Origin of the sequence: Actinoallomurus sp. NPDC050550, assembly GCF_040655075.1 — a bacterium.
Classification (GTDB): Bacteria; Actinomycetota; Actinomycetes; order Streptosporangiales; family Streptosporangiaceae; genus Actinoallomurus.
The window spans coordinates 1-13,858 of the sequence record NZ_JBFAJC010000074.1 but is presented as its reverse complement, the minus strand read 5'-3'; the positions used below and the strand labels follow the sequence as shown (position 1 = coordinate 13,858).

The following is a 13,858-nucleotide window of genomic DNA, read 5'->3' as shown; positions in this document are numbered from 1 at the left end:
CTCCTCATGATCAACGTCACGAGGATTCCAGCAAGCACACCCCACCGAAGCCGGGGCACATCAGTCCACAGAACCGGGGCAACTTCATCACCAGCCTGCTCGCCCCCGGCGACACCCGCCGCTGAGCCGCGTTCCTTGCTTCTTCTCGGCGGTAGCGGCCGTTCCATAGTGCCTCGTGATCGAGCATGCTCAGCGGGCGACGGCGGAGGCGGAGAGGAGCGTCGCGGCGGCGAGGCTGCCCCAGAGGGCTGCCGGGCCGTGGGGTGCGAGAGCGGTGATGACCGCCGGGGAGACGGCGAGGCCGAAGCCCGTGGAGAGCTGGAAGCGGGTGAGGGCGCGTCCCAGGACATGGGCCGGGGCGAGTGCGGTGACGAGCGCGGTGGCGCTACCGGCATAGATGATCTCGCCGAGGGTGGAGATAACGGACACCGCGGCGACGGCCGGGGCACCCCAGCCGTGTCCCAGGGAGGTGGCCGCGAAGAAGCCGAGGTAGGACGCGGTGACCACCACGCCGGCGAATGCCAGCACGGACCGGCGGGGAAAGCGGGACATCAGGACGGTGACCGGAACCTGCAGGGTGACCACCATCACCGTGTTGGCCACGAAGATGGCCGCCGACCACACCGGGGAGGCGTGCATCTGCGTCACCAGGACCAGAGGGAGCGCGACTTCGGTGACGTTGAGGCAGAAGACGTAGATCACGTTGGCGGCCAGCAGCGCGCGCATCCGGGGTGCCGGCTCGTCGTCGTTGTCCTTGGCTGCGGCAGCGGCCGGATGAGCGTGCACGTGGACCGACCACGCCAAGGCCGCCGCGGCGAGGTAGGCGAGCCCGGTCACGCCTGCCAGCGCCTGCAGCGCGGTGGTGCCGCCCGCCAGGCATGCGGTGGCGAGGAGTCCACCGGCGCCCAGGCCGGCGTTGCGCAGGGAGCGGCCCCCTGCGAGGGCGGCGTCACGTTCCCGGCCGTGGGCGACCGTGGCCACGAGGGCGGCGTGGGCGGCCGGCCACGCCTGGTTGCCGATGCCGAGGAAGAGCGCCGCTGCCGCGAACAGCCAGACATGTCCCGCCGGGGTGGCCAGCAGCAGCGCCACGCCCAGCACCCGCACCAGCATCGACGCCGCCACGACCGTGCTGCGTGCGCCCCGGTCCAGCCATCGGCCCACCGCGGGCATGCACACCAGACCCGCGATGGCGCCGGCTGTCATGGCGGTGCCGGTGACCGGCGCGGACAGCCTCAGCACCGTCACGCCGTAGAGCAGTAGAAAGGGCCGCAGCAGGCCGGTGCCGAGCGCGTCCACGGCCAGGGCGACGGCATAGCGGGGGCCTCCGGAGGCACGGAGAAGGGCGCGGGGCCGGATTCGGGTGGTGGTTGCCATGGCGCCAACGGTTGCGTCGGGCCGCCGGATGCGGCACGCCGGTTGCCGGACATCGTCAACCGACGCCGCCGCCAGCCGTCCGACCAGCGAAGATGGGGGGATGACGCTGCGCATCGACATCACCGGGCTACCGGCCGAGCGGCTGCGGTTCGCCGCCTCCCCACTGGCCGAGCTGACCGCGATGCTGCACGTCCTGGCCGAACCCGGGCATCACCCGCAGCTGGCCGTCTGGGCCGGGGACGTCTGGGCCGGGCTGCCGCCGGAGCTGGCCGAGCGGTTGCGGGAGGCGGAGTTCCTCTGGCGTTCCTCACGAGCCGACTTCCTGGTCCCCGCCCGGCCTCGGCAGACCCTCGCCGAGGAGTTGGACGATGTAGACCGGATCGACGACGAAACCTATGTGACCGCCGCGCTCGTCACCACGTGCGGCAGCAACCGGGTCCACTTCGCCGCGCCGTCACCGCTCTCCGACGCGACTGCGCGCGAGCGGGCCCTGGGCCTGGCCCAGGCCCGCGGCGCGCTCCAAGAGGCCTTCGCGGAACGGCTGCTCGCGGACCCGGCCGCTGTGCGGGCGCGGGTGCGCCACACCCTCGAACAGTGCGCCGAGGCCTTCTTCGACGCCGCCTGGACGGGCATCGCCGTGCAACTGGCCACCGACCTGCGCCTGAAGAACGACCTGCTGAAGCGCCAGGGCATCGGGGCGGCACTCACATCGGTCTCTGGCGCGGTTACCCTGGCACCGGACGGCGACCGCATCATCGTGGACAAGCTGCAGGACAAGACGACCGCCGCCCACGGCACCGGGGTCACCTTCATCCCCAGTGACTTCGGCCGCCCGCACCTGGTGGTGGTCCACGCACCTGGATGGCATCCGGTGGTGCAGTACCCCGTGGCCGAGCCGAGTCCGTCAGAGCCGGTGTCGCTGGAAACGGTCACCCTCCGGCTGGAGGCGCTCGCACATCCGGTACGGCTGCGGCTACTGCGCACCCTGGCCCGCGGCCCGCACACCACCAGTGAGCTGGCCCACGCCTGGGAACTTTCACCCCCGGAAGTTTCCCGCCACCTCGCCGTCCTGCGCCGCGCGGGCCTGCTCACAACCCGGCGGCACGGGCGCTACGTCCACTACACCCTCAACCTGCCCGAGATGACGACGCTGGGCACAGACCTGCTGGCGACCGTCCTGCGCTGAGCAACTGCGGAATGCCAGAATCCTTCGCACCATCATCCGACTCGGCAGGCCGGGCCAGCCAGCAACTTACGGAGGCCGCACGCCCGGCGCGCACAGACGATGAACCGAAGGCCGTCGGCGATGACGAAGCGGCGGCTCCGTTGCGGATCGCGGTGATCGAGCCTCCGCCGGACCGGCCCGAGGAGAACGCGATCGAGTTCGAGGTCCGTATCCCGTCCAGCGGCGAAGTCAACCTGGTGCCCGACCGGCAGCGGTTCTCCCTGCCCCGCGCACTGGCCAGCCGCACCGTGACCGTCTGGGCCGACCTGCGCAGCCTGCACATCCTGCTGGACGGGCACCTAGTCCGCACCGTCGTCTCCCGGCTTCTCCCACAAGACCTGGCCTACCTGGTCATGCGCTACGGCGCCCGCCCCGTCGGCCCGGCCCCGGCCGCACCGGCACCACGCCACATCGGCGGCAATCCCGTGCTTGGGGCGGGCCAGGCGGTCGAGGTCGAACGGAAGGCTCAGCGAGACGGCCACGTCACGATCGCCGGAGTCAAATGCCAGATCGCCTTCGCCCTGGCTAGGCGAACTATCACGCTCCGGCTGGACGGCCACCTCATGCACGCCACCGCCGACGGCGCCCTGGTGGGCACCTGGCCGTGTCCCATCACCGCCGAGCGGGCCGCCCGCCTGCCTGGCGCTCGCACCGCGGCGACCCCGCTGCCGCCTCCGCCGTTGCCCGCCGGATTGATCAGGGTCCAGCGACGGGTCCACGCCAGCGGCCGGTTCATGGTCAACGGCCAGTTCATCAAGCTCGGGCCCCGGCACGCCGGCAAGCTCGTCACCGTCGTCGTCGAAGACACCATTACCGGGTCCTGCACGGTGAGGAAGAACTCGCCATCCGGCCCCGCCGCGACACCACACCCATCACCCGGCTCTACGTCCGAGGCAAGGGCATCCAGCCCGGCTGACGTCAAGAACGTGTGGGTCATGCAGGGATGTGGCCTGCGCATCGGCGAGGCGTTCGCCCTCAACACCAAATGCCGCGTGGGGGATGGGCAGACTCTGCGAATCACTGAGCAGGTCAATCCAACCGCCCAGCTACGATCGCTGAAATTCCGCAAGGCGGGGGAGTACCGCGATATCCCGCTGCCTCGCTATGTCTCCGGCGCGATCGACAAACACCTGGCCGACCACGGCGCCAGCCAGGACGGTTACCTCTTCCGCGGCCGCAAGAAGAAACTGGTCACACGCAACACCTACCGCGAGCACTTCACGACCGCGGTCAAGGACGCGGGGCTCCCGGACGGGTTCGTGCCACACTCGCTACGTCATTACTACGCCTCGCTTGCCCTGTCCCGAGGGATCCCCATCACCGATGTCTCCCGCTGGCTGGGGCACAAGAGCATCGAGGTGACTTAAGTGCCTGGCTCACGGGAACGCGCGCGAGAAGTCCTCGACGCCGCCTACCGTGATGGCCAAACGGGCCGATAACCGCCTCGTGCTGACCCCGTGCTGACCCAGCCCACCCCCACACACCCCTGACCTGCGAAAACTGCCGTGCATTACAAGATCTTCACCATCTTCGAGGGCACGTCGGAGATCCAGCGCCTGGTGATCGCCCGCACGGTCACCGGATTGCCGGTCCGCTAGCGTTTCTGCAGGTCAGGCGCATTACGCATGCACGTCTGTGCTGGGTTCGATCACGCTGCGCGTCGATCAGCGATTGCTCGTCAGACCCCATCGTTTACCGTCGGTTCCCAATGCGGTCAATGTCGTCCCGATCAATCGCTGACCTGCAGATTTTTCAGAAGTCGCAGGTCAGCGGGTAGCAATGAGATTCTTTGGCGTCGGTTCAGCGACCATGTGTGCTCCCGGTGCTCCCCGCTCCCGGAGGGAGCACGGGAGCACGGGTGGGGAGCTTTCGGGGAGCACTGTCAGGTCATTCCCGGGCTTGTCGATGGTCGGGGGAGCCGGTGGCTCTCAGATTGAGCGCTGAGGCTCGGCGGCGAGAGTCCGAGCTCGAGTTACCGTCGCACGATCCCCTGCGCGTCGCAGCGGTACAGCGTCTGGCCTCCCGTCGCGCGCTGGCCCGATTCGATCATTGTGCAGTTCCGCTGCACCCAAGGGGCGATCACCTGAGTGCGGAGCATCGAGGTCGGGTCGAGCAGCAGGTAGTGCAGCCTGCCCGTCGTGATGTACCCCTGAAGTTTCGGGAGCGTCATCGCGTTGTCCTTGCCGGTGAAACCGCCGATCGCGATGACGGGTCGGCCCGTCTGGATGATCAACGGATACGCGAAGCTGGCCTTCGGTACGGCCACCAGCCAGGTCGCCCCGTCCTGGTGCGTCATGAGGCTTGCGACCAGCGGAGTCGGCAGCGGGCTGCGTATGGCGTGCGGACCGGGTTGGGTGCCCGGCCGGTCGGAAGGGCCGGCGAGCGGGTCGCTGGCCCTCCATGAAGTCATCTGTCCGTATAGCGGCGACATTGCGTATGCCGCCGGGCCGGCGAGCACGGCGGCCAGCCCGAGCGCCACGCCCGCGGTCCGGACCCGGGTGCGCGGGGCGAACCGTACGGCCACGAGCGTCACGACGGCGATCCCGGTGGTGGCGGCGACCGCCCAAGGCAACCAGGGCAGCCAGTACGGTGTGCGGCGCAGCAGCACGAGTGACCAGGCCCCGCTTGCGGCGATCGCTGGGGAGAATGCCCAGAAGTCGGCGAGCGCGACGACACCGATGCCGGTCAGCGCGCCGATCGCCGGAGCCATGGCGTTCGAGTAGTAGGGATGGAAGTTGCCCGAGGTGAAGCTCAGAACCAGGTAATGGACGGCCAGCCAACTGCCCCACAGGGTCAGTGACGCCCGTCGGAGATCCGTACGGGGCCGTCGGCCGCAGCGGATCAGCCCGGCGGCGAGTGTGATTGCGACGAAGGGCAGCAGCCAGGAGATCTGGGCGCCGAGGACGTGGTTGAACATCCGCGTGAGTCCGGGCGCGCCGCCTGGGCCACCGCCGCCGTCGCCGAGGAGCCGACCGGCTCCGTTGTACCCGATCACAAGATCCAGGACGGTGCCGTCCCGGCTGCTCCCGACGTACGGGCGGTGGTTCGCCGGGATCAGGTCGACGATCAGCAGCCACCACAGACCCGAGGCGGCCAGCGCGATCCCTGCCGCCAGCAGGTGACCGATCCGGCGGAACCAGGTCCCCTGCGCCGCGAGGAGGTAGACGAGGGCGAGGGCCGGTAGCGCGACGAACGCCTGCAGCATCTTGGTGTTGAACGCGCACCCCACCGCGGCCCCGCACAGGACCAGGTAACCCGCCCGTCCCGTGTCGATCGCCGCCAGGCACGCCCAGGCGGCCACCACCAGCAGCAGCACCAGGAGGGTGTCCGGGTTGGTGTCCCGGTTGATCGCGACCACCATTGGCGTGAGCGTGAGCGCCAGCGCGGCGATCAGGCCGGCCACCGTGCCGGCCGCACGCCGTACGGCGGCGTACAGCACGGCGACGGTGGCGACGCCCTCGATCGCCTGAGGTAGCAGGATGCTCCAGGCGTTGAAGCCGAAGGCACGGGCGGACAGGCCCATCACCCACAGCGACATCGGCGGCTTGTCCACGGTGATGTAGGAACCGGCGTCGAGGGAGCCGAAGAAGAACGCCTTCCAGCTCTTCGTACCGGACAGCACGGCGGCCGTGTAGTAGCCGTTGGCGTTGCCGATCGACAGACTCCAGCCGTACAGCACGGCGGCGAGCGCGAGGATCGCCCAAAGGACCGGACGTGCCCACACTTGCTCGTCCGGGGGGCCGAGCAACAGCCGGCGAACCCGGCCGTGCCGCTCCGGGAGGGGCGGGGCTGGTGCGACTTCCGTGGTCGTCATCGGGGCTGGTCCTCCAGGACGGGTTCGCTCCGCGCTCGGCGGGGGTGGAACACCCAGGCGCGCAGCAGGATGAAGCGCATAAGGGCCGCGAACAGGTTGAGGGCGAACAGTGCGGCCAGTTCCACCAGCCGGGAGGCGTGCGGGGAGACGGCGTGCACCGCCGCGAGGCCGACGGTGCTGATGATGAGCCCCACGAGGAAGGCGACGCCGCCTTCGAACTGGTGCCGAACGGCACGTGCCGAGCCGATCACGCCGAAGGTGAAGCGACGGTTCGCGGCAGTGTTGGCGATGGCGGCGAGGAAGTAGGACACCACGTTCGCCGCGAGCACCGGCATCAGCAGGCGCATCAGCGCGTACAGCCCGAGCTGGACGACGGTGCTGATCACGCCGATGATCGCGAAACTTGGCAGCTGACGCCGCATTCCGGTCGGCAGCTGCGCCTTCTCCGTCCGCGACGGCAGCGGCACGCGGAACGCGCCGCACAACACCCGGCGGATGACCCGGGCGATGCCGCGCAGGTCGTCCAGGGCGGTTTGGATCACGTCAACGCGGCTGTCCAGGTCATCCACCCAGTCCACCGGCACCTCGTGGATGCGCAGGCCGTTGCGTTCGGCGAGCAGCAGCAGTTCGGTGTCGAAGAACCACTCCTCGTCCTCGATGGCGGGCAGCAGCGCCCGCACGACGTCGGCGCGGCCCGCCTTGAAGCCGCACTGTGCGTCGGAGAACCGCGCGGCGAGCACGGTACGCAGCAGCAGGTTGTAGGTGCGTGAGATGAACTCACGCTTAGGACCGCGGACCACGGCCGCGTTCCGGGACAGGCGGCTGCCGATGGCCAGGTCGCTGTGGCCGGACACCAGCGGCGCGATCAGCGGCAGGAACGCGCCCAGGTCGGTGGACAGGTCCACGTCCATGTACGCGACCACCTCGGCGACACTCGCGCCCCAAACCCGGCGGAGCGCTCTGCCTCGTCCCTTCTGGTCCAGGTGTACGGCCTCGACCTCGGGAATCTCCCGGGTCAGCCGCTGGGCGACCTCCCACGTGGCGTCGGTGCTGGCGTTGTCGGCGATCGTGATCAGGAACCGGTACGGGAGCGTCTCGCTCAGGTAGGCATGCAGCCGCCGCGTACTTCCTTCCAGGACCTTCTCTTCATTGTGAACGGGAACGGCCACGTCGATCAGAGGTCCCCGCGGCTCGCCGGTGCCGGACGGCCCATCGATGAGGGCGAGCGGGGAGCGCGGGCCGTCTCCGTAAACGCTCATCCAGGTCGTCAACTCGGTCATTCGACCAGGGATAGAGTGCCATCGTTGAAGCGGTCTGATCCATCAACTAATCCGGCATGAACGGTCGCTAAACACATTCACAAATTTACGTCGCATTTACCTTAACGTATGACTGTCTTATCATTTGGGAACGTCGCGCAGCCGGGATCGTCTCAAAGGTTGGTCTCATTCGTATCCGTCTAAAGCCGACGGAAGGCAGAGCAAGACCGCCACGAAGCGAGCCGCACGTAACTCACGCATGCTTGGCCGAAAATCACCCTAAAGCGGACACTGGGCGTTCTCGGTGGAACCGAGAACGCCCAGGCCCGTGAAAGAACTCCTCCGATGTCGTCTTCGGTAACTGGCATATTCATAGGGTGAGCGCGTACGTCGCCGTCGGTGCGGCGCCTTTCCAACCTCTGCGTGACTGTGTAACTACTGGATGTCGTAGGTCGTCAGAGTCCGACCGTATGAAGGAGGGACACCCATGTCACGCATCGGTATGGCCATCGCCACCGTGGCCTTCGCCGGCACGCTCACTGCCACCGGCGTCACTGCGGCGAACGCGCAGCCGGCAGGTCACCGCGGGTTCTGGGCCACCGGTCATGGAAGCCAACAACGCTTTACCCACCGAGGCTTTCGCCACCATCACCGGCATCACCACCGGCTCTTCCGGTAGGAGCCCGAGGTGACGCCGTCACGCCTCCGGGCGCCGAGCCCGGAGGCGTGACGGCGAGTCGTCCAGCTGAGGGGTGAGGGTCGTGTCGTCCACGACGAAGGATGTGCCGCTCGGAAATCCTGTTCCGTGCTGTGAGCTGGGGTTTCGTTGAGGGATCAGAGGCGTGGCTGGGACGATCTCCTCTGGTCGCCGGCGACTTCATCGGGCCTGACCAGCCGCCGATGTCCAGTCTGGTGGTCGCACCGCCGGCGCTGGCCGGCGAGCCTGTCACGTTCCGGCCGATCTGGACGTCGATCAGTCCTTCTATGGCCCGGCGGGTTCCCGAACCTGAGTCTTCCCGAGCCCGGAAGGGGGTTCCCTCGCGAGAACCCCCTTGGCAGGGGCTCAACCGATGCTGACGCCGTACGCGTTCAGCACGGGCGGGACCGGCTGGAAGAAGGTTTCGCCACCGGAGGTACAGTCGCCGCTGCCGCCGGAGGTAAGGCCAAGGGCCGTGCTGCCGTCGAATAGTGCGCCACCGCTGTCACCGGGCTCAGCGCACACGTCGGTATCGATGAGGCCGTTCACCGTGCCTTCGGAGTAGGTCACGGACGCGTTCACACCAGTGACGGTGCCGCCATAGACGCCGGTGGTGCTGCCGCTGCGCTGAACGGACTCGCCCACTGTGGCATCGGCGGCACCGGTGATGGGCTGCGCTGTGCCGTCGTAGAGGTCGACCTCGCTCGGGTGCGAGACCCCGCCCACGTAGGCGGCGATGGAGTAGTCGGTGCCCGGGAACCTGCTGTCCTGTGTGGTGGCGATCTGCTGGGTCGAGCCCTGGTCGGCGTACCAGGTGGAGACGACGTTGCCGCAGTGCCCCGCGGTGATGAAGTAGGCGTTGCCGCTGCCGTCCGTCACGTTGAAGCCGAGTGAGCAGCGGTACCCGCTGCCCCAGATGGCGTCGCCGCCGCTGATCAACGGCCGGAATCTGCCCTTGATCTGCCGGACCCGTACGGAGCTTCCGAGCTTCTTGACGGCTTGTTGGACCTTGGCCAGGCGAGCGCCGGCGACGGTGCTGTCAACGGACAGGACCACCTGGTCGGTGTGCGGATCGATCACCCTTGCGGTGCCTGGCACGGCGATGTCGTCGAGTTCCTTTTTGGCCTGCCGCAGTTGCGCTCCGCTGCGCGTGACGATCCGCGGGGTCGCGCCCGCAGCCTGCACGGTCCGCGCATCCGAGTTGTTCGTCACGTCGACGATCAGCTTCTTGGAAGAGTGTTCGACGTAGGAGCCGGCGGAGCGGTATCCGAGCCGCTGGGCCAGTCTTGATGCGACAGCTGAGGGTGAGGCGGCGTTCGCCGGAGCCGTCGCATGTGCCGCGGGGGCTGCGGAGAGAGCCAGGAGTCCGGCGGCTGTGACGGTCAGTCCAATACGCCGGGCCGGGGGATGGAACATCACATGTGCCTCCCTGGGGAACGGGCACGCCCCGATGGCGCGCCCCGGGTGGCGTGGGCAAAAGGCACTCGGCTCCCGACGGCACATGGCTGCGGTGGGTCTCCCGGCGGCCGCCGGAGGCGGGGGTGAGAACCGGCTGCCTAGCCACTGAAACATTCTGATAGTTGCGCAATTGACGCAATAGCTAGCAGTCGTCCTGAATCGGCCATCGTGTAGCTGTTGCTGCGAGTACACGGGCGCGCACGTACGGCTGCGGCCGCAATCGCCGGGATCGCCAGGCAACGGCTGGCCCGACCAGGGCAGGGCGTGGGTACCGAAATCGTGTCACGGGAGATCTGGGGCTTCGCGGCGCTCAGCGGCTCGGTTCCGGCAGGATCGCTGGATGGCTCTGCGGCTGCTGTATTTGATCGCCTTGCGTGTGTTCGGGTGGATCGCGCTGCTCGCCCGGTCACAGGCGTCGAAGGACGTAGAGATCTTGGCGTTACGGCATCAGCTCATGGTTCTTCGTCGCCAGGTCGCCGTTCCTCGGCCATCGTGGGCGGACCGGGCGACCCTTTCCGCGCTCGCGCGGCTACAGCCTCGACGAACAGCAACCCCTGCCCCCTTCGTGATCAGCCGATATGACGCAGCCTGCGGGAGACGGCACGCGGCCTAATGGATCCAGTGCTCGCGTTTTCTGCCATGGTGGTTTCAGGAGCGGGCGCCGAGGGGTGGGGTCCAGGACAGGGCGGTTCCCGCCGAGCTCACCAGCAGCGACGTGGGCAGTGCCGAGGCGACGGTGTCGCGCAGCAGGGCCGCTGCGGGGTTGCGCGTCTGCATGATGCGCCCGAGCCTGCCGGACGTGCGCGCCATCCGTTCGGTGCGGGGACGCCTGAGTTTGTCGTAGGCGCACAGCCCGGCGTCGACGCCTCGCTCCTCGATCGCGGCGGCGAGGGTCACGGCGTCCTCGATGGCCAGGCAGGCACCCTGGCCGATGTCCGGAGTCACGGCGTGGGCGGCGTCGCCGAGCAATGCCACTCGGCCGTGGACGAATCCGGGCAGCCTAGCCCGCAGGTAGTACACATCGTGCCGCAGAAGGGTGTCCTCGGGGGTCGCCGAGAAGAGCCCGGGAATGGGGTCGTGCCATCCCCGGAACCGGGCGGCCAGCAGGCCGAGGTCGTGCTCCGGAGTGGCGTGCTCCGGGACGCTTTCGCAGGCGAACCAGTAGATCTGGCCGTCGTTGATCGTCGCGGAGCCGAAGCGGGCGCCACGTCCCCAGGTCTCCGACAGCACGGTCGGCACACCCATGGGCTCGGCCCGCTCTGCGGGAACGATGCCGCGCCAGACGGTGTATCCGGCATACGTCGGGCCGGGGTAGCCAGGGAGGAGTGCCGCGCGCAGCCGGCTGCCGACGCCGTCGGCGACCACGACCAGGTCGGCCGTTTCCGACACGGTGCCATCCGAGGTGCGCAGGGTGACCGTGGCCGCGCCGGGCCCTGGGGCGATCTTCTCGGCGCGGTGGTCCGTTCTCAGTGCGTCCGCGTCCAGCCCGGCCATGAGGAGGCGGTGCAATTCGGCCCGGTGCAGGGCGTAGAAGGGGGCGCCGTAGCGGCGCTCGATCTCGTCGGCGGGGATGTGCCCGACGCGGCCCCCTGAGCGCAGGCGGATCTCCAGGCCGGTCTGGCGCCGGCCGCGATCGCGCAGCGCCGGCCCGAGGCCGAGGTAGTCCAGAGCCTTGACGGCATTGGGAGCGATGCCGACGCCCGCCCCGACCGCCGCGATGGCGGGAGCCTGTTCGCAGACCGTCACGTGCCAGCCGATGCGACGCAGGGCGTGAGCAGTCGTCAGGCCGCCGATCCCCGCGCCGATGATGATCGCCGTCTTCGCACTCATCCGTCACTCCCGATTCAAACAGTCGTTTCAAACGGTCATTTGAAACGGATGCTATACCCTGGCCCTGCCACTGCGACCCGCCCGGGGGATGCGATGACCGCGCACGACGACCAGCCCGTTCCGCGAGAGACGAGGACCACCCGGGAGCGGTTGATCGACTCGGCCGTGCGGCTGTTCGGCCAGAGGGGAATCGAGGGGACCTCGCTGCGAGCGCTGACCGAAGCGGCCCGGACCAACATCGCCGCGGTCAACTACCACTTCGGGTCCAAGGACGGCCTGCTGCGCGCCGTCATCGAGCAGACGATGCAGGCGGTCAACGACGAACGCCGTCGCCGGCTGGACGAGCTCGAATCCGAGCCCCAGCCCCCCTCCGCGGCGGCACTGGTACGCGCATTCGTCGAACCGGGCACCGGCCTCGTGGCGGAACACGGCCCGAACGGACCCGACGTCGCGCGCTTCATCGGCCGCATGATCGGCGAACCCGATCCGAAGGTCCGGCAGATCTTCGCCGACCAGGTCGACGCCGTGGAGGGCCGATACCTCACCGCGCTGGGCCGGGCCCTGCCCGGCCTTGATGAGGAAGGCGTCCGATTCGCCTACACGAGCATGCTGGGGCTGCTCAGCCTCCATCAGTCCGGAGCGTTCGCGACGGTGGAATGGCCCCAGCGGCAGACCTCCCGCCCCGAGGGAGACCGTTCCGGCACCGCCGACCGTGAGCGCCTCATCGCCTTCATCACCGGCGGAATCCTCGCCGCCGCCACGGCCGAAACCGCTACCAGTGCTCGAGAGGAAGCACGAAGGGCGTCACGATGATTCCGGTCGGGACGCCAGCCGTTACGGCGGCGCCACTGATGGCAACAGCCAGCGACGAACCGTCCAATTCCTTGGCAGGCCAGCCACTTATGGGCTGCCAGCGATTCCTCTGCTGAGGAGCCAGGTCGCGAGTTCGGCTCGTTGGCAAGATCGTGGCATCCGAGCAACCAGCGAGCAACCATCGTCTCCCGATGGAGCCCTGGAGATCATGACCGCGGTGCCCGATGATGGCAGGGGACCGTCGGATCCGTGCGTGGGCGAAGGCCTGCGGAATCGAGGTCAGCGAACTCCCGGCGACGGTTGTCGAACAGTACGAGCGATCACATTGACAGCCGGCGCCTGCGCTGCGGCGTGTTGCTCTGCATTGCCGCCTGACGTGATCGCCAGGTTCCGTCGCCCCACGATGCCGTTGGCCATGTCAGAGCCCGAACAGTGGAAACAGCCCTGAGCCGTGGAACGCGACGATCCGGCAGACGCCCCGGACCACTGCTCCTCACGGGGCTGGCGTTCCGTTCGGGACTGACCCGGTAACCCCCATTAGGCTCGTTTATCCCGTCGTGCTCAGGCCGGAACCGGCCGCCGCGTGGGCTGCGCGCACCGTGGGTGAGCGCGCGCGGAACGGGTTCGGTGACCCTGCTGTGACCGGGATCCGCGCCGTAGCGCGGATTCTCGTTCTCCAACTCGTCATCCCCCGATCAGCGCGCGTAGCCCGTCGAGGCAGGGGGTGAGATCGGTGACCTGTTCGATCCGTACGTCCCTGGGGGCGATGTCTACCGCTTCGATCACCAGGCCGGTGTCATCCGGGAGGCGGGTCCAGCCGTACCAGGTGGCACCCGCCCCGCGCACGGTGAACGAGGCGGGGGCGTGGTCAACGGGCAGGTCGACGGCCTCACGGGGTCGGGTGGGGAGGTGGCGCTGGAGGCGTCGCAGTTCGTCGTCGTCGCGGGGTTGCGCTGCGGTGTGGGGCTGATCGCCGTAGTGCAAGGATGTCGCTAGCTGTTCGGGGTCGAGCACGGTGGTGTGGACGACCAGCAACGGGCCGGGCTCGTGGACGCAGCCCCGCAGAAGCGCGATCCGTTCTGCCCGGTCGTCAGTGACCGCCAGTTCGCCGATCGCGTATGTGGTGCTGCTGAGATCAGGTCGGGTGGTGGCCGGGCAGTAGAGGGCGGGCAGTTGCTCGGCTATGTGGCGGATCGTGGCCAGTAGGTCGTCGGCGAATTCCTCAGCGCTGGTCATCGGTGTCGGTGGTCCTTCTCGGCCGCGTGCTTGCGAGCGGGTCGGGGGGGGGGGGGGGGGGGCCCCCCCCCCCCGGGGGGGGGGGGGGGGGGGGGAGGAGGGGGGGGGGGGGCGGGTGTGTAAGAAAAAAAAGGTGAAAATGTGGGGGGCGG

General features: G+C 68.7%; 11 protein-coding genes. 4 read left to right on the top strand and 7 right to left on the bottom strand.

Features of this window, described 5'->3' with window-relative positions; genetic code table 11:
- Positions 1–189: 189 nt before the first annotated feature.
- On the bottom strand, positions 190–1,374 hold the full coding sequence (locus tag AB0I04_RS49505) for an MFS transporter (protein WP_360901934.1): 1,185 nt from the start codon (positions 1,372–1,374) through the stop codon (positions 190–192).
- Positions 1,375–1,474: 100 nt separating this feature from the next.
- Here AB0I04_RS49505 and AB0I04_RS49500 point away from each other — a divergent pair, with 100 nt between their 5' ends.
- The 3 genes from AB0I04_RS49500 to AB0I04_RS49490 all read left to right on the top strand — a co-directional run bounded on the left by AB0I04_RS49500 (position 1,475) and on the right by AB0I04_RS49490 (position 4,197).
- Complete coding sequence (locus tag AB0I04_RS49500) at positions 1,475–2,560, top strand: helix-turn-helix domain-containing protein (RefSeq protein WP_360901931.1); 1,086 nt, start codon at positions 1,475–1,477, stop codon at positions 2,558–2,560.
- A gap of 152 nt (positions 2,561–2,712) precedes the next feature.
- Positions 2,713–3,966 carry a site-specific integrase gene (locus tag AB0I04_RS49495; protein ID WP_360901928.1) on the top strand — a complete coding sequence of 418 codons (1,254 nt, stop codon included), beginning with the start codon at positions 2,713–2,715 and terminating at the stop codon, positions 3,964–3,966.
- A 138-nt stretch (positions 3,967–4,104) separates the two neighbouring features.
- Entirely contained in the window at positions 4,105–4,197 is a 93-nt protein-coding gene (locus tag AB0I04_RS49490; RefSeq protein WP_360901925.1) for an acyl-CoA dehydrogenase family protein, read from the top strand.
- A 374-nt stretch (positions 4,198–4,571) separates the two neighbouring features.
- Here the strand turns inward: AB0I04_RS49490 and AB0I04_RS49485 are convergent, their stop codons facing one another.
- From AB0I04_RS49485 to AB0I04_RS49465, 5 genes are all read right to left on the bottom strand, one after another.
- On the bottom strand, positions 4,572–6,413 hold the full coding sequence (locus AB0I04_RS49485) for a glycosyltransferase family 39 protein (RefSeq protein ID WP_360901922.1): 1,842 nt from the start codon (positions 6,411–6,413) through the stop codon (positions 4,572–4,574).
- Positions 6,410–7,693: a bifunctional glycosyltransferase family 2/GtrA family protein gene (locus AB0I04_RS49480; protein ID WP_360901919.1), complete on the bottom strand. Its 1,284-nt coding sequence runs from the start codon at positions 7,691–7,693 to the stop codon at positions 6,410–6,412. The genes AB0I04_RS49485 and AB0I04_RS49480 overlap by 4 nt, the downstream gene beginning before the upstream one ends.
- Before the next feature lie 469 nt (positions 7,694–8,162).
- Positions 8,163–8,333, bottom strand: coding sequence for a hypothetical protein (locus AB0I04_RS49475; RefSeq protein ID WP_360901916.1), 171 nt, complete (start codon positions 8,331–8,333; stop codon positions 8,163–8,165).
- 402 nt (positions 8,334–8,735) lie between these two features.
- A complete protein-coding gene (locus tag AB0I04_RS49470; RefSeq protein WP_360901913.1) occupies positions 8,736–9,785 on the bottom strand; it encodes a S1 family peptidase in 1,050 nt (349 codons plus the stop codon).
- A 690-nt stretch (positions 9,786–10,475) separates the two neighbouring features.
- Positions 10,476–11,657 (bottom strand): FAD-dependent monooxygenase, encoded by a 1,182-nt coding sequence (locus tag AB0I04_RS49465; protein ID WP_360901910.1) that lies wholly within the window; start codon positions 11,655–11,657, stop codon positions 10,476–10,478.
- Between the two features lie 93 nt (positions 11,658–11,750).
- On the opposite strand from AB0I04_RS49465, the gene AB0I04_RS49460 reads away from it, so the two are divergent.
- Positions 11,751–12,470, top strand: coding sequence for a TetR family transcriptional regulator (locus tag AB0I04_RS49460; RefSeq protein WP_360901907.1), 720 nt, complete (start codon positions 11,751–11,753; stop codon positions 12,468–12,470).
- A 684-nt stretch (positions 12,471–13,154) separates the two neighbouring features.
- On the opposite strand, the gene AB0I04_RS49455 is transcribed toward AB0I04_RS49460, so the two are convergent.
- Complete coding sequence (locus AB0I04_RS49455) at positions 13,155–13,706, bottom strand: hypothetical protein (RefSeq protein WP_360901904.1); 552 nt, start codon at positions 13,704–13,706, stop codon at positions 13,155–13,157.
- Positions 13,707–13,858 lie beyond the last annotated feature (152 nt).

Coding starts and splice junctions, on each gene's coding strand:
- AB0I04_RS49505 (WP_360901934.1), bottom strand. CDS start 1,374: ATGGCAACCACCACCCGAATCCGGCCCCGCGCCCTTCTCCGTGCCTCC.
- AB0I04_RS49465 (WP_360901910.1), bottom strand. CDS start 11,657: ATGAGTGCGAAGACGGCGATCATCATCGGCGCGGGGATCGGCGGCCTG.
- AB0I04_RS49500 (WP_360901931.1), top strand. CDS start 1,475: ATGACGCTGCGCATCGACATCACCGGGCTACCGGCCGAGCGGCTGCGG.
- AB0I04_RS49455 (WP_360901904.1), bottom strand. CDS start 13,706: ATGACCAGCGCTGAGGAATTCGCCGACGACCTACTGGCCACGATCCGC.
- AB0I04_RS49470 (WP_360901913.1), bottom strand. CDS start 9,785: ATGTTCCATCCCCCGGCCCGGCGTATTGGACTGACCGTCACAGCCGCC.
- AB0I04_RS49460 (WP_360901907.1), top strand. CDS start 11,751: ATGACCGCGCACGACGACCAGCCCGTTCCGCGAGAGACGAGGACCACC.
- AB0I04_RS49485 (WP_360901922.1), bottom strand. CDS start 6,413: ATGACGACCACGGAAGTCGCACCAGCCCCGCCCCTCCCGGAGCGGCAC.
- AB0I04_RS49480 (WP_360901919.1), bottom strand. CDS start 7,693: ATGACCGAGTTGACGACCTGGATGAGCGTTTACGGAGACGGCCCGCGC.